Raw genomic sequence first — 21,113 nt, 5'->3', positions numbered from 1 at the left:
TACGTCGAAGCGCACGGGGTCCGGGGACGGCCGGTGCATTGCTTGCGGGTCAACCTGTTGGGCCTACACTACGTGATTACCGTCCGCGCCACTGGAAGTCATGCCACATCGCGAATGCCTTATTAACGGCGGGCCCCGCGCCGCAACCGCGGCAGCGGCAGGCGCAGAACCCCTGCTGGACCCGGCGTTGCTGCGGCGCCTGCTGCGCGCCAGGGACCGCATGGATGCTGCATCGCACGAGGCGTGGCCCGTCGAGCGTCTGGCCGAGGTCAGTGGCGTCTCCGCGGCGCATTTCGCGCGGTCGTTCAAGCGGGCTTTTGGTATCCCGCCCCATCGTTATCTCCTGACGCGGCGTATCGAGCAGGCTACGACGCTGTTGCGCGATACCGAACTCAGCATCACGGAAATCGCTTTCACCACGGGTTGGGAGAGCCTCGGCACCTTCGGTCGTATCTTCCGCGATATCACGGGACACAGCCCGGGTGCCATGCGACGCGAGGTGCAGGCGGCCATGCATCAACTCGACCAGGTGCCTGGCTGTGTCGTGAAGGCCGCGCAGCGTCCGGATCTGACGATCGCAGTTTTGGAGAAGCGCCGCCGCGTGGCCGGGGATAAAGTCCGGCCATCAACCAAGGAGGTGTCATGAACCAGGGTATCAATGTGGTGGGCCTGTACGTCGACGATCAGGACGAAGCGCTCGCGTTCTATGTCGGGAAACTCGGCTTCAGCGTTCACACGGACGTGCGCAACGGTTCGTACCGGTGGCTGACGGTTCAGCATCCGGACCAGCCTTCGTTCCAACTCGGTCTGTTCGTGCCCGGGCCGCCCATTCATGACGACGCCACCGCGCAAACCTTGCGTGCGATGGTCGCCAAGGGCGCGATGCCGCCGCTCGTTCTCTCGGTGTCCGATTGCCGGGCCAGCTATACAAAACTCAAAGCCAGCGGCGTGGAATTCACCCAGGAACCGGTGGAACGATTCGGTAGCGTCGACGCCGGATTCCGCGATCCCGCCGGTAATGGCTGGAAGATGATTCAGGCCGCGCGGAGTTCGACATGAACGCGGGTTTCATTGCCGTCGGCACATTTTCAAATCCGCGTCAACGCGCCACGGCGTCAAAAACGAGCCCACTGCCCGACGAAAACTTTCCGCGACTTACCGGAGCCCCGGATTAGCGGGAAATCACCTCCTTACCAGGCATTTGGAAGTATTGCCATCACTTACTCTAAATGCTCAACCCGTAAGGAGACCCAGCGTCATGAGCATACAGAATGTAAGCAGTTCTCAAACTACCCCGACCGTGCATCACGTCGGCCACGCTCGCCGCTCGGGCGGCGGCAGCAGCGAAGAGGCGTCGTCCTCGACGTCGTCTTCGTCGGCGAGTTCGACGGATTCGAATCCGCTGCTGTCAGCCCTTGAGGCGGCGTTGTCGTCGCTGGGGATTGGCAGCACGTCGTCGACGACGGCAACGTCGAGCACCGCGAGTACCACGGCTGCTTCGAGTTCGGTCAGTGCGGCTAGCTCGTCTGCGGCTTCGACGTCCACTTCGTCCGCGAGCGATGCTTCGTCGACCAGTTCGGTTGCCGTGGCATTGCAGAGCTTTCTTGGCGCGCTGTTCCAGGCACTCGGATCACAGCAGCAACCGGGTGGCAGCGACGGTTCCACGTCGAATGGCACGAGCGGTTCGACGAACTCGATCGCGGCGTCGTCATACGGGGATATCGGCGGCGCGCTGAATGCGCTTGCACAGCAACTCGGTTCGGGCAGCACGACGAATTCGAGCGGTGCCACCACGACCGCGGAGTCGGGCAGCGACTCCTCTTCGTCTTCTTCGCAGGCGTCGACGCTGCAGACTGATTTTCAGAACCTGTTGAGTTCGCTTGGCGATAGCGGTTCGGGCACGACGTTGCAGTCGTTCGTGCAGACGTTGGCGACTAACCTGCAGGGGAATTCGCACATGCAACCGGTGGGCAGTCTGGTATCGACGACGGCCTGATCTCAGGTAACGCATGCACGAGGCGTGATCGCACGGTCACGCCTCGTGCCTCTTACGCGACCATGCCGCTGAGACGGAACACGTTGACGATGTCGCGGAGCATCTGGGCCTGTTCCTGCATCGACTGCGCGGCAGCCGCTGCCTGTTCGACCATCGCGGCGTTCTGTTGCGTCGTTTCATCCATTTGAGCGATCGCGACATTCACCTGCTCGATGCCACGCGTCTGTTCTTCCGACGCCGTCGAGATTTCGCTAATGATGTTGGTCACGTGCTGCACCGAGTCGACCAGCGAGTGCATCGTATTGCCTGCTTTTTCCACCAGCGCTTTGCCGTTTTCCACTCGCTCGACCGAGTCTTCGATGAGGCGCTTGATCTCTTTGGCGGCTTCAGAACTGCGGTGCGCGAGGTTGCGAACCTCGCCGGCGACCACGGCGAAACCCCGGCCTTCTTCGCCCGCGCGCGCAGCTTCGACAGCCGCGTTGAGCGCCAGAATATTGGTCTGAAACGCGATGCTTTCGATGACGGAAATGATGTCGACGATCCGCACCGAACTGCTCGCGATGCTTTGCATCGTATCGACCACCTGCTGCACGGCTTCGCCACCTTCCCCGGCAATACGCGACGTGGTGAGCGCCATCTGATTTGCCTGACGTGCGTTGTCCGCATTCTGTTTGACGGTGGCGGTCAGCTCTTCCATGCTCGCCGCCGTTTCGCCCAGCGACGATGCCTGCTGTTCGGTGCGCGCCGAGAGGTCGAGGTTGCCTGCTGCGATCTGTTCGGCGGCAACGGTGATCGTTTCGGTGCCGCCGCGAATGCGCTTGATCGTGTCGGCGAGGCGGTGCTGCATGCGCTGCATCGCGAACAGCATGCTGGCGTTGTCGCCTGTGCCGAGTGTGACGTCGTGCGAAAGATCGCCATCGGCGATCGCTTCTGCCACCGTGGCCGCGTAAGCGGGCTCGCCGCCAAGGCTGCGTTTGACATTGCGGATGATCATCACGAGCGCGATGGAGCCGAGGCTGCCGATCACGAGGATCATCGCCAGATATCGGAGTAGATCGGCCCGGAAAGCTTCGTCGATGTCGTTTACATAGACGCCTGAGATCAGATACCAGTCCCACGGCGCGAAGCGCTTCACGAAGGCGATCTTCGGCACGCGATCTGTTTTGCCCGGCAAACGCGCCATGTAGTCGACGAAGCCCTCGTCTTTGGCCTGCGCGAGTTTGACCATCTCCACGAAGAGCAGCTTGCCGTTGGTGTCCGCGTAGTGGTTGACGTCCTTGTTGCGCAGATCGGCAAGCACCGGGTGCATGATTACAACCGGCTGCGCTGTCGTGATGATCATGTAGCCGTTGCCGGGGAAACGCATGGCCGAGAGACGGGCCATGGCTTGCTGCTGGGCTTGCGCTTGCGTCAATTCGTGACGGTCGGCCAGGTTGGCGTAATCCGCGACGATGCCATTCGCTGCGTTGACCACGTCTTCAATCGCGGCTTTACGACCGGTCAGCATGGTGTCGCGCGACTGCATGGCAGCCCAGCCACCGAGGAAGAGAAGGCCCAGCCAGGTGATCAGGAGGGCTAGCCATAGCTTGGTGTTCAGAGTGAGACGGTTCACGCTTTTTTCCTGACGCGGGGCTGGAGGGATTGCCGGCCGTAGATGCATAACGGCAGGTAAGACGGAATCCGTAGCCCAAACGTTGGTCGCTTACAAAAAACACTCGCAGAAAAGCCGCTTATTTTGGCGCTTTTATTAAAAAGTTCGATGACGTGATAGCGCGGGAATGCGCCGCGAGGAATTATTCGCCTGCTTCCGATAGGCAGACCATGATAAAGGACAGGAAAGCGGCACTGGACAGTGTGCTTCAGGAAGAACTCGAATACGACCGCGTGTTATTTCAGGTGATCGCACTTTTCGCGAAGGGCATCGCGCATCAGCGCATCGCAGCCAACCACGCAAGGCGTCTTCTCGCGAACGCATGCTCAAAGGCACGCGCTCGCCCCAACAATCCAAAAACGAATAGCAGCCTTACTGCCCGCCCCCCGTCACCGGCATATACGGATTTCCAGCCGGCACATGAGACCCAGTCTCCGACGACCCCGCCGTCGACGGCCCATACCCCGTCGTCCCCGCCGGAGCCATGGCATTCTGCCCAGCGACCCGAGCCTCAGCAGCCTGAATATCCGCCGGATAACTCGCTTCAGTCGCGACAGCCGGGTTATAACCCGCCTGCTCGATCTGCTTCAGTTGCGCCTTGACATCCGCGCGCGTGAGCGGCTGATCGGACTGTGCAAACGACGCCACCGGCGCGGCCAGAACCACTGCCAACGCCACGGCCTGCATAACCGATTTCATCATGCTTCCCTCCGACAATTGTTTTTCTGGCGCCGCAGCAATCGAGGGCGCCAATTGTGGAATTGTAGGAAGCCGTTAATCCAGCTCAAACCGCTAATCGGGGAATTCAGTCTTGCGACAAACAATAAGTCGGCGAGATGTAATTTTCCACGCTCAATCCGACGAAGTGCATCACACACCCTCGCGCACACCCACGCGATAGGCTGTCGTCTGCCGATACGTATCGCCCGCTTGCACGATCACCAGATCCTGGTCCGGCATATTCACCTGATTCGGAAAGCCTCCGGCTTCCAGACACAATCCGGCATGCGCTTGATACGCCACACCGCCGCGACCGGAATCGCCATTGAGCCAGTTGCCACTATAAAACTGCAAACCACGTTGATCGGTCGACACGGTCAATTCGCGTCCGCTACCCGGGTCATACGCGCACGCCACTTGACGCGCGCGCGATGTCTCCGCGTCATCGCCAGCCGCATCGCGCAACACATAGCAATGATCGAAGCCTCCGGCGCGTGCCAGTTGCGCATGCGGCCAATCCAATCGCGCACCGATCGGCGCACTCTGCCGAAAGTCGAATGCGTTACCCGCCACCTCGGCCAGCTTGCACGGAATCATCGCCGCATCGACTTCAAAGAACTTGTCCGCATCAATCGACAACACATGCCCGCGAACATCGGCGCCGGGTCGTCCAGTCAGATTGAAGTACGCATGACTCGTCAGATTGAGCGGTGTTGCGGCGTCCGTGATTGCTTCGTATTCGATGGTCAACGTACCGTCGTCATCGAGCGAATAGCGCACTTGCGTCGTGACGTTCCCCGGAAAACCGGCGTCGCCCTCAGGCGACTCCAGACGCATCAACAGCGCGCCATTGTCCTCACTCGCTTCCCACATCGCACGATGAAAACCCACCGTCCCACCGTGCAACAGGTTCGAGCCTTCATTGCGGTCGAGCGTGTATTCAATGCCGTCTAGTGTGAAGCGAGCATCGGCAATGCGGTTCGCCCATCGCCCGATCAATCCACCCATGTAAGTCGTGGCCGCCACGTACTCAGCGGGTGTGTCGTGCCCGAGCAGAATATCGCCGAGACGTCCGGCGCGATCCGGTGCGTGCCACGACACCAGCGTCGCGCCCAGATCGCTAATGGCGACTTTCATGCCATGCGCGTTGCGCAGCGTGAAGAGCCGGACTGGATCGCCGCCGTGCAAAGTGCCCCACGGCTCGGAAGAAAGTTGTGCGATGCTGATCATGTGTCGGTATCAATGAAAGAGAAAGGCACGCTCAGCTCTGCGCCGGCGTCGAACTCGCGCGCTCCTGGTATTCGCGCGGGGTACATCCGAGTTCACGACGAAATACCGCGTACATGTACTGCAACGACGTAAAGCCGCAACGGATCGCTACTTCCGCACTCGACGCATCTCGCTTTGCGAGTAGCGCCTTCGCCACATCGAGTTTGTGGCGCAGAATTTCCTGATGCACGGTGCACTGTCTCTCGCGCCTAAAGTATTCTTCGAGCGACGAACGCGACACGCCCACGTAATCGGCGACCTGTTCAGTGCGAATACCCTGACACGCGTACTGCCGAATGAAATGCCGCGCACGCATCACGTAGGGACTCGCGAGCGGCTGATGCCTGGTCGATTCAAGTACGTTGATGCCGACCGGCGGCACGAGAATACGCCGTCCCGGAAAGCGCGCGCCACGCAGCATCTGATGCAACAGATGGGCGGCGGTGCGGCCCATTTCGTCGGTGCCCTGGATCACCGACGACAAAGGAATGCGCGTCAACGTGCGCGTTAGCGGGTCATTGTCGATGCCGATGATCGCCACTTCTTCAGGTACGGGAATACCCGCGATCAAACACGCTTGCAGCAAATGCCGCGCACGCGCATCGGTCACGGCGATGATGCCAACGGGTTTGGGCAAATCGCGTAGCCACGCCGTCAGTTGCTCGGTCGCCTGATTCCACGACGGCGCACTGGTCGACAGACCGCGATAGATCTCGCTATCGATCTGCTCGTCGCTGCGGCCATCCGTTTTACGCAAGTGCGCGAACGCGAGTTCTCGCTGCTGTGCCCAGCGGTTTTCTTGCGCCTGCGGCAAGCTGTACAGCGCATAGTGCTCCAGACCTGCGCCGATGAGGTGCGTGTAAGCCAGCGAAATGAGCTTGCTGTTATCGGTAGCGATATAGGGTAATTCCGGAGGATAGTGCGCCGGATCTTCAAACGACGACCCTACCGCCACCACCGGCAATTGACAATCGCGCAGCGCTTCGCCCACGGCCGGATCGTCGAAGTCCGCAATGATGCCGTCGCCGTCGAAGCGCTCGATACCCGTCAGCCGGCAGCGGAAGTCTTCTTCGAGAAAGAGATCCCACGCCACGCGCGTCGACAGCAGGTAGTTGCCGATGCCGGTAATGATCTCGCGGTCGTAGACCTTGTTCGCGTTGAACAGCAGTGCAATCCGATGGGTCGTCTGTGGTGTCTGCGGACGGGTCATGGCAGTAAGCGGCGCACGGATCGGTTGACCCGCTACGCCTTCGTCTCCTGTTGGCCGCGTCTTTCAAGCGGCGCCGTTTTTAAGCGTCTGGTTATTCTAGGCCTCGAATCGCGCGCGGGTACTAAACAAAAATGCGGGCGGTGAGAAACGTTAAGCAAGCTGCGCAATTTCGCAATTGCCGATGCATCGTGCAAGCGTCAGCATGGCGTCACCTTGTCGACCGGCGCGACGACGTCGCACCGGTTGCAGTGCAACATAACAGGAGACGCTGATGTCCTATTTCGAACACATTCCCGAGATCCGCTACGAAGGCCCGCAATCGGATAACCCGCTCGCGTATCGCCATTACGACAAGAGTAGAAAGGTACTCGGCAAGACACTCGAAGAACATCTGCGTATCGCGGTGTGCTATTGGCACACATTCGTCTGGCCGGGCGTGGATATATTCGGGCAGGGGACGTTCAAGCGCCCCTGGCAGCAAGCCGGCGACGCAATGGAAATGGCCCATATGAAAGCCGATTCCGCTTTCGAATTCTTCTCGAAGCTCGGCACACCGTACTACACTTTTCACGACACCGACGTTGCTCCGGAAGGCGCGAGCCTGAAGGAATACAGCGAAAATTTCTCACGCATCGCCGACTATCTGGCGCGCAAGCAACAGGACACGGGCATCAAATTGCTGTGGGGCACGGCTAATCTTTTCTCGCATCCGCGTTACGCAGCGGGTGCCGCGACGAGTCCCGACCCCGAAGTGTTCGCGTTTGCCGCGACTCAGGTTCGTCACGCACTCGATGCGACGCAACGGCTCGGTGGTGAAAACTACGTACTGTGGGGTGGCCGCGAAGGGTACGATACGTTGCTCAATACCGATCTCGTCCGTGAGCGCGATCAACTCGCCCGTTTCCTGCATATGGTGGTGGACCACGCGCATAAGATCGGCTTCAAAGGCGCGCTGCTGATCGAACCGAAGCCGCAGGAGCCGACCAAGCATCAATACGATTACGACGTCGCGAGCGTGCATGGCTTTCTGCTGCAATACGGACTCGAAAAAGACATTCGCGTGAACATCGAAGCCAATCACGCGACGCTCGCGGGGCACTCGTTCCATCACGAGATCGCGACGGCTTATGCGCTGGGCATTTTCGGTAGCGTCGACGCAAATCGCGGCGATCCGCAAAACGGTTGGGATACGGACCAGTTCCCAAATAGTGTGGAAGAACTCACGCTGGCGTTCTACGAAATCCTCAAACATGGCGGCTTCACAACGGGCGGCATGAATTTCGATTCGAAAGTACGGCGACAAAGCGTCGATGCGGCAGATCTGTTCTACGGCCACATCGGTGCCATCGACAACCTCGCGCTCGCCGTCGAGCGTGCGGCGGTGCTGATTGAAAACGAACGTCTCGATCAGTTCAAGCGTCAGCGCTACGCGGGCTGGGAAGCAGAATTCGGCCGCAAGATCCTGTCCGGCGACTATTCACTGTCGACCCTGGCCACCGACGCCCTGGCGCGCGGCCTGAACCCGCAACATGCCAGCGGTCAGCAGGAGCGCATGGAAAACATCGTGAATCAGGCGATTTACAGCGGACGCTAGGCTCTCTTGAGCGTGCGCACCGGAAGTTAGAAGTGGGAAGTTAAAGGCATTACATAAAACAATCGCGCGGCCACGTCGACCGCGCGACTCAAAAGAAGCTTTGGGTTGTCGCTTGTCCGGTCTGGCAGCTCGCAGCGCAGATCGTCCAATCCGGTATTCCGGCTATCAGAAGAAGGAGACAGAGATGAAATTCGCAAAACGTCGTACCGTCCTGAGTTCGCTCGTATGTGGAGCGGTGCTCGCCAGCCTGTCGCTTGCCGCGCCGCTCGCGCACGCAAGCAAGGATCATCCGGAAATCGGCTTCTGTATCGACGATCTGCGCGTCGAGCGCTGGTCGCGCGATCGTGACTATTTCGTCGCCGCAGCGGAAAAACTCGGCGCGAAAGTGTCCGTGCAATCCGCCGACGCGAGCGAAGAGCGGCAGATTTCGCAAATCGAAAACCTGATCTCGCGCGGCGTGGATGTAATCGTGATCGTGCCGTTCAATTCGAAAACACTCGGCAATGTGGTCGCCGAAGCGAAGAAAGCGGGCATCAAGGTCGTCTCGTATGACCGCCTGATTCTCGACGCCGACGTCGATGCCTACATCTCGTTCGACAACGAGAAGGTCGGCGAACTGCAGGCGCAAGGCGTCTATAACGTGCAACCGAAGGGCAATTACTTTCTGCTAGGCGGCGCGCCGACCGACAACAACGCCAAGATGCTGCGTGAAGGTCAGCTTAAAGTGTTGAAGCCGGCGATAGATAAGGGCGACATCAAGGTGGTCGGTCAGCAGTGGGTGCCGGAATGGAGCGCATCGACGGCGCTGCGCATCGTCGAAGACGCGTTGACCGCCAATAACAACAAGATCGACGCCATCGTCGCATCGAATGACGGCACCGCAGGCGGTGCAATTCAGGCGCTCGCGGCGCAACACATGGCGGGCAAAGTACCGGTGTCGGGTCAGGATGCGGACCTCGCGGCGGTCAAGCGAGTGGTCGCCGGCACGCAAACCATGACTGTGTACAAGCCACTCAAGCTGATTGCCAGCGAAGCCGCGAAACTGTCGGTCGCGCTTGCGAAGGGCGAAAAGCCCGCCTTCAACTCGCAATACGATAACGGCAAGAAGAAAGTCGACACAGTGCTCCTGCAACCCACCTTGCTCACCAAGAGCAATGTCGATGTAGTCGTCAAGGACGGCTTCTATACCCAGGCCCAGCTCGCGAGCCAATGAGCGTAACGTGCGCGCGGCAGGCGGCGATACGTGTCACGCGTATCGCGGCCGCCGCGCGACTTGCAGCGAGGCATAGCGAATGACGCAACCCTTACTGACGATGCGCGGCATCGTGAAGGCGTTTTCTGGCGTAAAAGCGCTCGACGGCATCGACCTGACGGTCTCGCCGGGCGAATGCGTCGGCTTGTGCGGCGAGAACGGCGCGGGCAAGTCCACCTTGATGAAGGTGCTCTCCGGCGTCTATCCACACGGCACGTGGGAGGGTGAAATCACCTGGGAAGGCGCGCCGTTGAGGGCCGCCAGTATCCGCGACACCGAACGCGCGGGCATCATCATCATCCACCAGGAGTTGATGCTGGTGCCGCAACTCTCGGTCGCGGAAAACATCTTTCTCGGCAACGAGATCACGCTGCCCGGCGGCCGCATGAATTACGCCGCCATGTACCAACGCGCCGACGAGTTGCTGCGTGAACTCGGCATCAGCGGCATCAATGCCGCACAGCCAGTGATGAACTATGGCGGCGGCCATCAGCAGTTGATCGAAATTGCGAAGGCGCTGAACAAGCGGGCGAAGCTGCTGATTCTCGACGAACCGTCGTCGTCGCTCACGGCTTCGGAGATCGCGATTCTGCTGGATATCGTGCGTGATCTGAAGCGACGCGGCGTGGCCTGCGTGTACATCTCGCACAAGCTCGATGAAGTCGCGGCGGTGTGCGACACGATCAGCGTGATTCGCGACGGCCGTCATGTTGCGACGGAGCCCATGCATGCGCTCACCACCGATCGCATCATCTCGCTGATGGTGGGGCGCGAAATCAAGAACCTGTTTCCGCGTGAGCCGCATCCGATTGGCGAGGTGGTTTTCGAAGCGCGTCACGTCACCTGTTTCGACGTGACCAATCCGCGCCGAAAACGCGTGAACGATGTGTCGTTCGCGCTGCGACGAGGTGAGATTCTCGGCGTCGCCGGATTGGTGGGCGCGGGGCGCACGGAGTTGATGGAAGCGATTTTCGGTGCTTATTCCGGTGTGAGCGAAGCGACGGTGCAACTCGAAGGCAAGCCGCTGAAAATCCGCGCCCCAGTGGATGCGATTCGCGCCGGTATCGGCATGGTGCCGGAGGACCGAAAACGCCACGGCATCGTGCCGGGGTTGAGTGTCGGTCACAACATCACGCTCGCGGTATTGCAACGCTTTGCAAAAGGCGGTCGCATCGATTCCGCCGCGGAACTCGACACGATTCACACGGAGATGAAGCGGCTATCGGTCCGCGCGGCTCATCCGATGCTGTCGATCGCGAGTCTATCGGGCGGCAATCAGCAGAAGGCCGTGCTGACGCGCATGCTGCTGACCAATCCTAAAGTGTTGATCCTCGACGAACCTACACGCGGTGTCGACGTCGGTGCGAAGTATGAAATCTACAAACTGATTTTCCAGTTGGCGCAGCGCGGCATGTCGATCGTGATGGTGTCGTCCGAATTGCCCGAAGTGCTCGGCATCAGCGATCGCGTGCTGGTAATCGGCGAAGGTGAATTGCGAGGGGATTTCGTCAACGACGGCCTCACGCAGGAAGACATTCTCAGCGCCGCGATCCGTCCCGTGCAGCGATCCCCGAACCCAACCGCAGTGAGTGCCGCATGACGCCCGACGTAACTTCTCAACGCGCCGACGATACCGTGCCGCGCGGCACATTCGGCGGCTCGCAACGCATTCAGCAACTGTTCGCGCGCTACAAGATTCTCGCGTTGCTGATCGCCGTGGCCGTGATCTGGATTTTCTTTTCCTTCCTCACGCACGGCGCATTCGTCACGCCGCGCAACATATCGAACCTGCTGCGGCAGATGTCGATCACCGGCATGCTCGCGTGCGGCATGGTGTTCGTGATTATCGCGGGAGAGATCGATCTGTCGGTGGGTTCGCTGCTGGGGTTGCTGGGCGGCGTGGCGGCCATACTCGATGTGAACCGGCACTGGCCGATTGGCGTCACCGTGCCGGTGGTGATGTTGCTCGGTGTACTCGTCGGCCTGTTCAACGGATGGTGGTCGACCTATCGACGCGTGCCGTCGTTCATTGTCGGGCTGGGCGGTATGCTCGCGTATCGCGGCATTCTGCTCGGCGTGACGGGTGGGTCGACGATCGCGCCGGTGTCGGACGGCTTCGTGTTCGTTGGGCAAGGCTACTTGCCACGACTCGCGGGTGATTCGCTCGCGGTGGTGCTGTTCGTGTTGCTGGCGTTTCTGACGCTGCGTCAGCGACGCAACCGCGAACGTTATCAACTGCGCGTGGTGCCGGTGTGGCAGGACGTCGCCAAGGTGGTGGGCGCAGGCGTGATTCTGGCCGGATTCGTCGCTACGCTCGATCGATACGGCGGCATCCCCGTACCCGTCTTGTTGCTGCTGGCGCTGCTGGGCATCTTCACGTGGATCGCGACGCAGACCGTATTCGGTCGTCGCATTTACGCAGTAGGTTCCAATCTCGAAGCGACCCGGCTTTCGGGGGTGAATACCAATCGCGTGAAGCTGGCGATCTTCGCGCTGATGGGTTTAATGTGCGCATTCGGTGGGATCGTCAATACCGCACGGTTGGCGGCGGGATCGCCATCTGCAGGATCGATGGGCGAACTCGACGCCATTGCCGCGTGCTTTATCGGCGGAACGTCGATGCGCGGCGGCTCCGGCACGGTGTATGGCGCGTTGATCGGCGCGCTGGTGATGGCGAGTCTCGACAACGGCATGTCGATGCTGGACGTCGACGCATATTGGCAAATGATCGTGAAGGGCAGCATCCTCGTGCTCGCGGTGTGGATCGACGTTGTCTCCGGGTCGAACCGGCGCTGAGTCGCTGGGAACACGAGTAAACGCCTTGGGCATGCAGCAATCGAAATGGCTTGCTGCATGCCTTTGTTAGTGCTTGTTAGATTAGTTATCCGTACAAATATCCTCTCTTCCCTCCGTGTCCGGTGCGAGGCAGTACGCGCTGCGATGCGTCGCATTCTCTTCTCGAGCGTTCGCCTCCATTTCAACATTTCGTTATTTACATATTATTTTCATCAGTATTACAATGCGCTCAACTTATCGCTGAGATAAGTGCACTCGTCAGTGCCCTCAACCTGCCGCCTTCCCCTAGGCGCGCAGGTTTTTTTTCGTCAGCTTGTTCAAGTTGAAAGAATTCTTATAGCGCCGGCCTTAATTGGTGCAATCCATAACCGGCTTGGACATTGAGCACTGAAGCGGTGCATTGAGTCGCTAATGACGTAAGCTGGGGTGTTACGTGAATCGCACATATTTTTTACTTCCATCAAACAAATTTTGACGGAGCGATTCTGTCCTGATATGTTTGCGTCCACTAAATGAAAGATAAGTGCAGCCCGGTGTCAGGCGGAAGCAATGGGGTGGCGCGCAAACGGGGGGAGAGCTGGCTTTCATGGCTGTCTCAATGCGTAAGATAAATGAAGGATAAGTGATGGGAAATTGTGCGTCGACGGTCGTGCCGTCGATCGCAGCATCTCGCCATGATGGTGTGACACGCCTTCTTACGCCGAGCCCTCCGTTACTTTGGCGAAATGGTCGTTTATTGAATTTATTTGTCGGTGACGAGCAGTTAGTCATGCTTATAAAAATAGGTGTAATTACCGATGTTGATTGATTGCTCTAAAAGTCTCGTTACGCATTGATAGCAAGTTCGGCATAAAGAAATCCGTTTCGTTGCCAATTAACCAGGCGAAAGCGGATAGATAAGTGGAAGGCATTGTTGGCCGATGTACCCGACGTATGAGCACCAAGATGCTTAATTAGTATAACTACGGAGCAGGATTCCGAATCGCTGATCTGGTAGGTCGTTGTTGGAGTTTCGAAGGAAAACAGGGCGTTCGAAGCGAGGCGGTGGGGTGCCGCAACCGAAGAGGCTTGCCAGGTCTCTTCGAATAACAACTTGGCGTTAATGGCAAGAGAGAGGAACATGAAACAGAGGGATCTAGCATCAGCCATTCGGAAGATAATCTGGGCTGAAGTGGCGATAACCGCGATGGTCGGAACGTCGGCATTCGCACAAAGCCAGCCGTCGGCGGCAGGTGCGGCGGCCGCTTCGTCGGTGACTGTCGCACAGGCCGGTACGCCGACCGGCGCGGCGGCACCCGATGCCGCATCGGGCGCGGCCGCCACTTCGAACGTCAAACAGCTCAAGAAATTCGAAGTCACGGGTTCGCTTATCCGCACGTCGGATAAGGTCGGCAATACCGAAGTGCAGACCATTTCGCAAAAGGACATCGAGCAAAGCGGCTATACCACCGTCGCCGACTTCCTGCGCGGTACGGCTGCCAACTCGGCCAGTAGCTGGTCGCAGTCGACGATGAACAGCGCCGCCCCGGGCGGAGCCGGTATCGCACTGCGCGGCTTGAGCGAGAAGTACACGCTCGTGCTGGTGGACGGCCAACGCGTCGCCAACTACGCGCAAGCGGTGAACTTCACCGACACCTTCTTCGACGTCAACTCGATTCCGCTGAACATCGTCGATCACATCGACATCGTGAAGACGGGCGCGGTGTCGATCTACGGCTCCGATGCAATCGCCGGTGTCGTCAACATTATTACCAAAAAGAACTTTCAAGGTCTGCAGCTCGACACCCAATTGGGCAAGGCGCAGCATCCGGGTAACGGCCAGGGCAGCTTTAGCGCCCTCGGCGGTTTCGGCGACCTGAATTCGGATCGCTTCAACGTCACCGCCGCAGCAAGCTACTACCGCGACAGCGGGTCGACGCTGGCTGATCGCGACATGACGTCGGGTCAGGATTTCACGCAGTACTCCGGTGGCCTCGCAGCGCCGCTCGGACCGAACCAGCAGTCGTACTGGACCACGCCCGGCGGCAATGCGGCGTTGAATCCGTGCCCGCCCGGCAGCACGTCGGCAAAGACGGGCGGTGCGTCGTGCGTGTACAACGTCGCCGCCGGCACGTCTTTGACGCCGGCCGTGACGCGCCTGAACGCGAAGGTGCGCGGCACCTTCAAGATCGACGACGACAAGGAAGCGTACGCCGGCTTCTGGGTAAGCCGTGACGAAAACGTGCAGTTGCAAGGCCCCGCAGCGCTCACCGCGAATTCGAACGTGTTCGATCCGGTGGCAGGCTCGGTCGCACCGCTCTCGCGCACGGTCTCGGCGACCAATCCGTTCAACCCGTACGGCGTCGGCACGCCGATCAACCTGACGTTCCCGAACAACGTCGGCGTTGCAGATACGGTGTCGACCTTCTGGATGGCCTCGACCGGCATCAAGGGTTCGTACAATACCTCGTCGCTGGGTAACTGGGACTGGTCCGCCGATTACGGTCATTCGCAAAGCACGGTCGATACGACCTACTCCAACCGCCTGAACGTGGCGGGCGTGGAGAACATGCTGATGAACGGCACGTACAACTTCGCGAACCCGGGCTCGACGCCGAACGGCCTGAACGGCGTGTTCAGCGACGACAATCAGCAGGCGATTTCGAAAGTCGACAGCCTAACGGCCAAAACCTCGACCGCGAACCTGTTTGCGCTGCCGGCCGGCAACGTCGGCTTGGGCTTCGGTACGGAATTCCGTCACGAGTCGTCGCTGATCAGCCCGCAGACGCTGGCGTCGCAAGGCATCACGGCACCGGCCAACGTGCAGTCGGTCGACAGCACGCGCAACGTGGCAGCGGCGTTCTATCAGATCGACATTCCGATCATCCACAACCTGACGTTCACACAAGCGTCGCGTTACGACCACTACAGCGACTTTGGCGGTGCGTTTTCGCCGAGCTTCGCACTGCGCTTCCAGCCGGTGCGTATGCTGACGACCTTCGCGTCGTATAGCCGTGGTTTCCGCGCGCCGACAGGTGTCGAAAACTCGCAAGCGGTCTATCTCGGTCACCAGAACCTGGTCGATCCGAACGATCCGAGCGGCGCGCCGACGAAGCACTTCACGACCGAGCAGACCACGGGTAACCCGAATCTGCAGCCGGAGCACACCAAGAACTACAACATCGGCTTCCAGTTGTCGCCGGACGCGTTGACCGATATCGGCGCGGCGTTCTACAAAGTGCGCATCGACGGGGTGATCGGGACGGCAGATCCAAACGCAGTGCTGCAGCAAAACAATCCGGCGACGGTGGTTCGCAATCCGGACGGTACGATCCGCTACATCGTGCAGCCTTTCGTGAACCTGGGCGCGCTCGATACCGACGGCTTCGACATGAACTTCCGCAAGGCGGTTCGTACGTCCTACGGTCAGTTCACGCTGACGGGCGACTGGGCTTATGTGTGGCACTTCAAGCTGCACAGCCCGGGTTCGGCACCGCAGGACTTTGCGGGTAACAACCTCGCGCTGCTGCAACCGTTCGGCGCAAGTAATCCGCGCTGGAAGGGCAATACCACGCTGACGTGGGATTTCCACAACGTGACGACGTCGCTGACCTGGCAATACACGGGTCCGTACACGAACGGCGTGTCGGCGGAGTTTGGCGACGGTGGAACGGGTTCGGTGGCGTCGTATAGCCAGTTCAACCTGGTGGCGAGCTATCGCGGCATCAAGCACTGGACGATCTACGGCGGCATCACCAATCTGTTCGACAAGAAGCCGCCGTTCGACGTCGAGTGGCAAGCGTCGCCGGACATCACCGGTTACGATCAGTCGCTGTACACGGCGCTTGGCCGCTTCTTCCAGGTCGGGGCAACGTACCGGTTCTGATGAGTTGAACGCAATGCAACCTGCTCGCTAGCGAGCGAACAAAGGCGCCGCTTTCCGTCCACGTGTCGTGGAAGGAAGCGGCGCTTTCTTTCTTCACGCTTCACCTCCGCAATGTGCGGCGATTCCTCGCCGCGACAGATTGACTTAAATCCGCGAATTTAAGTCCCGCAATCACTCATCCGTCTTACTACTATCCGAACACGCGCAACGCTAAAACCAGCGTCCTCGTGCGCTTTCCCGACTTCTGTCACCATGCAAGCTCACCGAGCCCCGACATGTTGAAGCGCAGAACCTTCCTGCTCGGCGGCGCCAGCGTCCTGGGCGCGTCGCTGCTGGTCGGCTGGTCGGTGCTGCCGCCGGGGCAACGCCTCACGCCCGCCGCGCCACTGCCCGCGCAAGGCACGCAAGTCGCGCTCAATGGCTGGGTCAAGATCGCCGCCGACAACAGCGTGACGATCATGATGTGCAAAGCGGAGATGGGGCAGGGCATTCACACTGGCCTTGCGATGCTGCTTGCCGAGGAACTCGACGCCGACTGGTCGCAGGTACGCGTCGAGAATTCGCCGATCGACAGGATCTACAACAGCGTGCAGAACATCATCGACGACCTGCCGTTTCGTCCCGATGACGACGGCATCGCCAAACGCACGACGGTCTGGTTCACGCGCAAAGCCGTGCGCGACGTCGGCACGATGATGACCGGCGGTTCGTCGAGCATCAACGATCTGTGGACACCCATGCGCGAAGCCGGCGCCTCGGCGCGCGCGATGCTGATCGGCGCGGCCGCCGCGCAATGGCACGTTGCGCCAGGCGAATGCCGTGCGGAACGCGGTCGTGTGCTGCATCCGTCCGGACATCAAGCAAGTTTCGGCGAGCTGTCTTCTCTTGCGGCGCAGCAATCCTTGCCGCGCAACGTGGCGCTCAAAAATCCCGCCGACTTCAAGTTGATCGGCAAACCAGTCCACCGCATCGAAGCTCCTTCGAAGATCAACGGCTCGGCGCGCTTTGGCATCGACGCGCTGCCCGACGGCCTGTTGTACGCGAGTGTCCTGCTGTGTCCAACCCTGGGCGGCCAGGTCGCGCATTTCGACGCGAGCGCCGCCGCGACAATGCCGGGCTTTATCAAAGCGCTGGCTTTCGCGCCATACAACGGCGGCACGGGCGGCGTCGCAGTCATTGCCGGGAATGCGTTTCGCGCGATGAACGCGGTCCTCGCGATCAAGGTGGAATGGGACAACGGCGCGGCAGCGGATCTCTCGAGCACGTCAGTCGACAGCGAACTCGCGCAGGCCCTCGACAAGAGCGATGGCCACGCCTACTACGAACATGGCGACGTGGATGCTGCACTGCGTGACGCAGCGCGCGTCGTGAAGGCCGAATACCACGCGCCGTATCTCGCCCATGGCGCAGTCGAGCCGCTTAACTGCACCGTACAGATCGTGGACGGCGCGGCGACCGTGTGGGTCTCGACGCAAATGCCCGCGCTCGCCCGTCATCACGTGGCCAAGGTGCTGGACCTCGACGCCGACAAGGTGGACGTGCAATCGCAATTGCTCGGCGGTGCGTTCGGGCGTCGACTGGAACTCGACTTCATTGCGCAGGCGGCGGTGATCGCTCGCGAAGCCGGCGGTCGGCCGGTGCAAACCATCTGGCCGCGAGCGCAGGACTTCACGCATGACTTCTACCGTCCGGCATGCGTGTCGCGCCTGAGTGCAGGACTCGATCAGAACGGCAAGGTGGTGGCGTGGCGCGGCACGTCGGCGAGTCAGGCGATCGTGCCGGAAGCGCTCGCACGCTATTACGGCGTGCCGCGCATCCCCATCGACAAGACCACTTGCGAGGGCGCGTTCGATCAGCCCTACGAATGGCCCGCTGCGCGCGTGGCACACAAGATCGTCGAGCTTGCGGTGCCGGTGGGATTCTGGCGCTCGGTCGGCCATTCGCATCAGGCCTTCTTCACGGAGAGCTTCACCGACGAGTTGGCCTTCGCCGCCACGCAGGATCCGATTGCGTTTCGCGTTGCGCTGCTCGCGCAGCATCCGCGTCATCTGGCGGTGTTGAAGCGGATCGCGGCGATGTCGGGTTGGGGACATCCGTTGTCGCACGCAGCAGACGGCGCGCCGCGCGCGCGAGGCGTCGCATTGCATGAGGCATTCGGCAGCGTGGTCGCGCAGGTGGCGGAAGTGTCGATTGGACCGAACAAGGCGATTCGGGTGCATCGGGTGTTTTGCGTGATCGATTGCGGTTTGCCGGTGAATCCGAATCTGATCCGGCAGCAGATGGAGGGCGCCATTGTGTTCGGTTTGTCCACGGCGTTGCAGGACGAGATCACGATCGTTAACGGTCAGGTGCAGCAGAAGAACTTCGTGGATTTCCCGGTGGTGCGCATGAACGACTGTCCGCTGATCGAAACCGACATCATGCCGAGCCAGTTGCATCCCCAAGGCGTCGGCGAACCCGGCGTGCCGCCGGTGGCGCCGGCTGTGGCGAATGCGGTTTTCACGCTGACGGGCAAGCGGCTTCGAGCGTTGCCGTTGAAGATGGTTTAGAGCGCTTGCGCGAATCGAAGGAGACAAGCATGGGATCGCTGAACATCAACGGCCGGGCAGTGGCGGTGCAGGCCGAACCGGATATGCCGCTGCTGTGGGTGCTGCGTTGCGAACTCGGTATGACCGGCACCAAATTCGGCTGCGGCGTAGGCATTTGCGGCGCCTGCACATTTCATCTGGACGGCGCCGCGCATCTCGCGTGTCAGACGCTCATGTCGAGCCTGCACGCGCAGAAGATCACCACGATCGAAGGCGTGCAGGGCGCCGAAGCGCAAGCCTTGAAGGCGGCGTGGATCGACCTCGACGTGGTGCAGTGCGGCTACTGCCAGAGCGCTCAACTAATGGCGGCTTGTGCGCTGCTCAGGCAAAAGCCCAATCCAACCGATGCCGACATCGATGCCGCCATGTCCAACATCGTTTGCCGATGCGGCACGTATCCACGCGTGCGCGCCGCGATTCACGAAGCCGCCGCGAAGCGCCACGCCATGTGATACGGCCGGCGCGACTGCGGGACTTAGTTCGCGAAGACTTCCACCACCGCGACCACGGCCGTGAAAATGCCGATGCATCCGCCCAAAGTGACTACGTTCTGCATGAAGTGCGACATACGGGGACCCCGTAACGATGTGGTTGGTGATCTGTATTTAACGCGAAATGAAAGGTAAAAGAAAGCTTGTCAAAAATAAATCGTAAGTCTGCCGGCGTGGGCGCGTTGCCCGGCGCTCAGATCAATCCGAGCGTCGAGGCCTTTAGCGTCGCGGCCGCGCGCGTCGAACATTCGAGCTTGCGGAACACACTTTCCACATGCGTGCGTACCGTGCTGGGACTCATCTGCAGCGTTTTCGCCACTTCCTTGTTGCTCGCACCTTGACTGATGTGCCGCAAGACTTCGGACTCGCGCGGCGAGAGCAACGCCGCGCGCGCGGGCTTGATGGATTCGGCGCCCTGGTCGTAGCCATCTTTTTCGCAGGCCAGCAAAGCCCGCACCGAGTCGGCATCGAAGCGGCCTGCCGAGCCTTCTTCGCCGAGCAGGACCGCCGCTTCATTCGCCGATAAGGCTGCGCGCCACGGTCGCGGCGAGCGCAACGCCACCCAACTCGCCGCGACCGCCAGCGCCCGCGCCTCGCGTCCGAGCGCGATGCCCGCCGTGCCACGGAAATAACCCGAGCCGTCGAGCCGCTCATAAGCTTGCGAGGCGATCTCCGATTCGTGCGCGAGCGCGCCGATCTGCTTGCCGGCACGCGCTGTCCAGTAAGGCACGAGACGCACCTTTTCCCACGCCGCCGAAGAGAGCCGCCCTGGCGTATTCCAGATCGCGTTCGACACCGCCATGCGTCCCATGCCGTGAATCAAACCGGCGAGATAGGTGCTGCGCCGCGCCTCTTCGTCGAATCCCATGCGCGTGCACAGGCCTGCTGCTGCGCCTGCCACGCGGCGCGAGTAGCCGGCCATCCACGGTAGTTTCAGATCGATCACGTCGGCGATGATTTCGGGCGCGGTGCCTTGTTGCATCGGTAATGCGTCGAGCGGCTCGTCGCGTCCCGTCGCGCTTTGCCGATCGAGTTCGGTGAGCCAGGTCTGGGCTTGCGAGCAGGCAATGCGCGCCAGCGTCTCGGGATACTGGCGGCCCGCCTTCTGCGCGATGAGTTTTTGCGCCGCCTCCAATCCATACACGCGACTCAGGATTTCGAGGTCGCCCGCCAGCGCGACCAGAAACACGGCGTCGGGGACACGTCTGCCCTCGAGTTGTTGCGGAAAACCGCCACCGTCCCACGCTTCGAAAATGTGCCGCAACGCGGTTTGGGTGGCGCCTTCGAGACCGAGCATGCGGGCAATTTCACCCGACACTTCGCAATGAATCTCCGCGAGCGGTGTGATGGTCACATCGAGCCGTCCTTGCGCTTCGGCCGCGCCGCCCCAGCCCGGCCGCATCGCGAGCATGGCTTCGCGGCCGCCGATGTCGTCGCCCAGCATCTCCGAAAAGCCCGCCGCGTTCGCCGTGCAACCCGACCAGCGCAGCAGCGAGACCTCCTTGACGACGCCGCATTGCGCGTCGTCGTGACCGGCTTCGGCTGCGAGCCGCGCGGCAAGCCAGCTGGTGCGAAGCGAGTGGTCGGTCGGCTGCCCCATGCTGAGATCGCCGATGAATGCCAGCGCCTTCACGGCGTCGAGCGCCCGGATTGTTGAAACGTCTGCCATCAGTGTCACCTT

The 21,113-nt window shown here is 60.6% G+C and carries 16 protein-coding genes; 10 read left to right on the top strand and 6 right to left on the bottom strand.

Going from position 1 to position 21,113, the window contains the following annotated elements; all coding sequences use genetic code 11:
• The first annotated feature begins 100 nt into the window (after positions 1-100).
• The 3 genes from FQ705_RS01390 to FQ705_RS01380 all read left to right on the top strand — a co-directional run bounded on the left by FQ705_RS01390 (position 101) and on the right by FQ705_RS01380 (position 1,996).
• Positions 101-646: a helix-turn-helix transcriptional regulator gene (locus tag FQ705_RS01390; RefSeq protein WP_144137685.1), complete on the top strand. Its 546-nt coding sequence runs from the start codon at positions 101-103 to the stop codon at positions 644-646.
• Positions 643-1,059, top strand: coding sequence for a VOC family protein (locus tag FQ705_RS01385; RefSeq protein WP_144137684.1), 417 nt, complete (start codon positions 643-645; stop codon positions 1,057-1,059). Before FQ705_RS01390 ends, FQ705_RS01385 begins: the two co-directional genes overlap by 4 nt.
• Positions 1,060-1,258: 199 nt before the next feature.
• Positions 1,259-1,996 (top strand): hypothetical protein, encoded by a 738-nt coding sequence (locus FQ705_RS01380; RefSeq protein WP_144137683.1) that lies wholly within the window; start codon positions 1,259-1,261, stop codon positions 1,994-1,996.
• Positions 1,997-2,048: 52 nt separating this feature from the next.
• On the opposite strand, the gene FQ705_RS01375 is transcribed toward FQ705_RS01380, so the two are convergent.
• The 4 genes from FQ705_RS01375 to FQ705_RS01360 all read right to left on the bottom strand — a co-directional run bounded on the left by FQ705_RS01375 (position 2,049) and on the right by FQ705_RS01360 (position 6,846).
• Complete coding sequence (locus FQ705_RS01375; protein ID WP_144137682.1) at positions 2,049-3,608, bottom strand: methyl-accepting chemotaxis protein; 1,560 nt, start codon at positions 3,606-3,608, stop codon at positions 2,049-2,051.
• A 411-nt stretch (positions 3,609-4,019) separates the two neighbouring features.
• Positions 4,020-4,346 (bottom strand): DUF4148 domain-containing protein, encoded by a 327-nt coding sequence (locus FQ705_RS01370; protein WP_144137792.1) that lies wholly within the window; start codon positions 4,344-4,346, stop codon positions 4,020-4,022.
• Between the two features lie 171 nt (positions 4,347-4,517).
• Positions 4,518-5,597: an aldose epimerase family protein gene (locus FQ705_RS01365; protein WP_144137681.1), complete on the bottom strand. Its 1,080-nt coding sequence runs from the start codon at positions 5,595-5,597 to the stop codon at positions 4,518-4,520.
• Positions 5,598-5,628: 31 nt separating this feature from the next.
• Positions 5,629-6,846 (bottom strand): XylR family transcriptional regulator, encoded by a 1,218-nt coding sequence (locus FQ705_RS01360; protein WP_144137680.1) that lies wholly within the window; start codon positions 6,844-6,846, stop codon positions 5,629-5,631.
• Positions 6,847-7,117: 271 nt separating this feature from the next.
• Here FQ705_RS01360 and xylA point away from each other — a divergent pair, with 271 nt between their 5' ends.
• From xylA to FQ705_RS01340, 4 genes are all read left to right on the top strand, one after another.
• A complete protein-coding gene (xylA, locus tag FQ705_RS01355; protein ID WP_144137679.1) occupies positions 7,118-8,440 on the top strand; it encodes a xylose isomerase in 1,323 nt (440 codons plus the stop codon).
• A 184-nt stretch (positions 8,441-8,624) separates the two neighbouring features.
• Positions 8,625-9,653: a D-xylose ABC transporter substrate-binding protein gene (gene xylF / locus FQ705_RS01350; protein ID WP_144137678.1), complete on the top strand. Its 1,029-nt coding sequence runs from the start codon at positions 8,625-8,627 to the stop codon at positions 9,651-9,653.
• A 79-nt stretch (positions 9,654-9,732) separates the two neighbouring features.
• Positions 9,733-11,292, top strand: a complete 1,560-nt coding sequence (gene xylG / locus FQ705_RS01345; RefSeq protein WP_144137677.1) for a D-xylose ABC transporter ATP-binding protein — start codon at positions 9,733-9,735, stop codon at positions 11,290-11,292.
• Complete coding sequence (locus FQ705_RS01340) at positions 11,289-12,488, top strand: sugar ABC transporter permease (protein ID WP_144137676.1); 1,200 nt, start codon at positions 11,289-11,291, stop codon at positions 12,486-12,488. The genes xylG and FQ705_RS01340 overlap by 4 nt, the downstream gene beginning before the upstream one ends.
• Positions 12,489-13,313: 825 nt before the next feature.
• On the opposite strand, the gene FQ705_RS01335 is transcribed toward FQ705_RS01340, so the two are convergent.
• Complete coding sequence (locus FQ705_RS01335; RefSeq protein ID WP_144137675.1) at positions 13,314-13,610, bottom strand: hypothetical protein; 297 nt, start codon at positions 13,608-13,610, stop codon at positions 13,314-13,316.
• Between FQ705_RS01335 and FQ705_RS01330 the strand changes: the two genes are divergently transcribed.
• The 3 genes from FQ705_RS01330 to FQ705_RS01320 all read left to right on the top strand — a co-directional run bounded on the left by FQ705_RS01330 (position 13,609) and on the right by FQ705_RS01320 (position 19,393).
• The gene (locus FQ705_RS01330) at positions 13,609-16,353 is read left to right on the top strand and encodes a TonB-dependent receptor (RefSeq protein WP_144137674.1); all 2,745 of its coding nucleotides are present in this window, start codon (positions 13,609-13,611) and stop codon (positions 16,351-16,353) included. The genes FQ705_RS01335 and FQ705_RS01330 overlap by 2 nt on opposite strands.
• A gap of 275 nt (positions 16,354-16,628) precedes the next feature.
• A complete protein-coding gene (locus FQ705_RS01325) occupies positions 16,629-18,902 on the top strand; it encodes a xanthine dehydrogenase family protein molybdopterin-binding subunit (RefSeq protein WP_144137673.1) in 2,274 nt (757 codons plus the stop codon).
• Positions 18,903-18,931: 29 nt separating this feature from the next.
• Positions 18,932-19,393 carry a (2Fe-2S)-binding protein gene (locus FQ705_RS01320; protein ID WP_144137672.1) on the top strand — a complete coding sequence of 154 codons (462 nt, stop codon included), beginning with the start codon at positions 18,932-18,934 and terminating at the stop codon, positions 19,391-19,393.
• 232 nt (positions 19,394-19,625) lie between these two features.
• Here the strand turns inward: FQ705_RS01320 and FQ705_RS01315 are convergent, their stop codons facing one another.
• On the bottom strand, positions 19,626-21,101 hold the full coding sequence (locus FQ705_RS01315) for an HD domain-containing phosphohydrolase (RefSeq protein WP_144137671.1): 1,476 nt from the start codon (positions 21,099-21,101) through the stop codon (positions 19,626-19,628).
• Between the last annotated feature and the right edge of the window lie 12 nt (positions 21,102-21,113).

The sequence above is a fragment of the Paraburkholderia sp. BCC1884 genome (genome assembly GCF_900996225.1).
GTDB lineage: Bacteria > Pseudomonadota > Gammaproteobacteria > Burkholderiales > Burkholderiaceae > Paraburkholderia.
Note: the sequence above shows the minus strand (reverse complement) of the source record. Positions and strands in the feature narration are given on the sequence as shown.

Bases quoted from the DNA above. Each gene is read 5' to 3' on its own strand.
- xylG (WP_144137677.1), top strand. From the start codon at position 9,733: ATGACGCAACCCTTACTGACGATGCGCGGCATCGTGAAGGCGTTTTCT.
- FQ705_RS01390 (WP_144137685.1), top strand. From the start codon at position 101: ATGCCACATCGCGAATGCCTTATTAACGGCGGGCCCCGCGCCGCAACC.
- FQ705_RS01370 (WP_144137792.1), bottom strand. From the start codon at position 4,346: ATGAAATCGGTTATGCAGGCCGTGGCGTTGGCAGTGGTTCTGGCCGCG.
- FQ705_RS01340 (WP_144137676.1), top strand. From the start codon at position 11,289: ATGACGCCCGACGTAACTTCTCAACGCGCCGACGATACCGTGCCGCGC.
- FQ705_RS01360 (WP_144137680.1), bottom strand. From the start codon at position 6,846: ATGACCCGTCCGCAGACACCACAGACGACCCATCGGATTGCACTGCTG.
- FQ705_RS01325 (WP_144137673.1), top strand. From the start codon at position 16,629: ATGTTGAAGCGCAGAACCTTCCTGCTCGGCGGCGCCAGCGTCCTGGGC.
- FQ705_RS01385 (WP_144137684.1), top strand. From the start codon at position 643: ATGAACCAGGGTATCAATGTGGTGGGCCTGTACGTCGACGATCAGGAC.
- FQ705_RS01365 (WP_144137681.1), bottom strand. From the start codon at position 5,597: ATGATCAGCATCGCACAACTTTCTTCCGAGCCGTGGGGCACTTTGCAC.
- FQ705_RS01380 (WP_144137683.1), top strand. From the start codon at position 1,259: ATGAGCATACAGAATGTAAGCAGTTCTCAAACTACCCCGACCGTGCAT.
- FQ705_RS01320 (WP_144137672.1), top strand. From the start codon at position 18,932: ATGGGATCGCTGAACATCAACGGCCGGGCAGTGGCGGTGCAGGCCGAA.
- xylF (WP_144137678.1), top strand. From the start codon at position 8,625: ATGAAATTCGCAAAACGTCGTACCGTCCTGAGTTCGCTCGTATGTGGA.
- FQ705_RS01335 (WP_144137675.1), bottom strand. From the start codon at position 13,610: ATGTTCCTCTCTCTTGCCATTAACGCCAAGTTGTTATTCGAAGAGACC.
- xylA (WP_144137679.1), top strand. From the start codon at position 7,118: ATGTCCTATTTCGAACACATTCCCGAGATCCGCTACGAAGGCCCGCAA.
- FQ705_RS01315 (WP_144137671.1), bottom strand. From the start codon at position 21,101: ATGGCAGACGTTTCAACAATCCGGGCGCTCGACGCCGTGAAGGCGCTG.
- FQ705_RS01330 (WP_144137674.1), top strand. From the start codon at position 13,609: ATGAAACAGAGGGATCTAGCATCAGCCATTCGGAAGATAATCTGGGCT.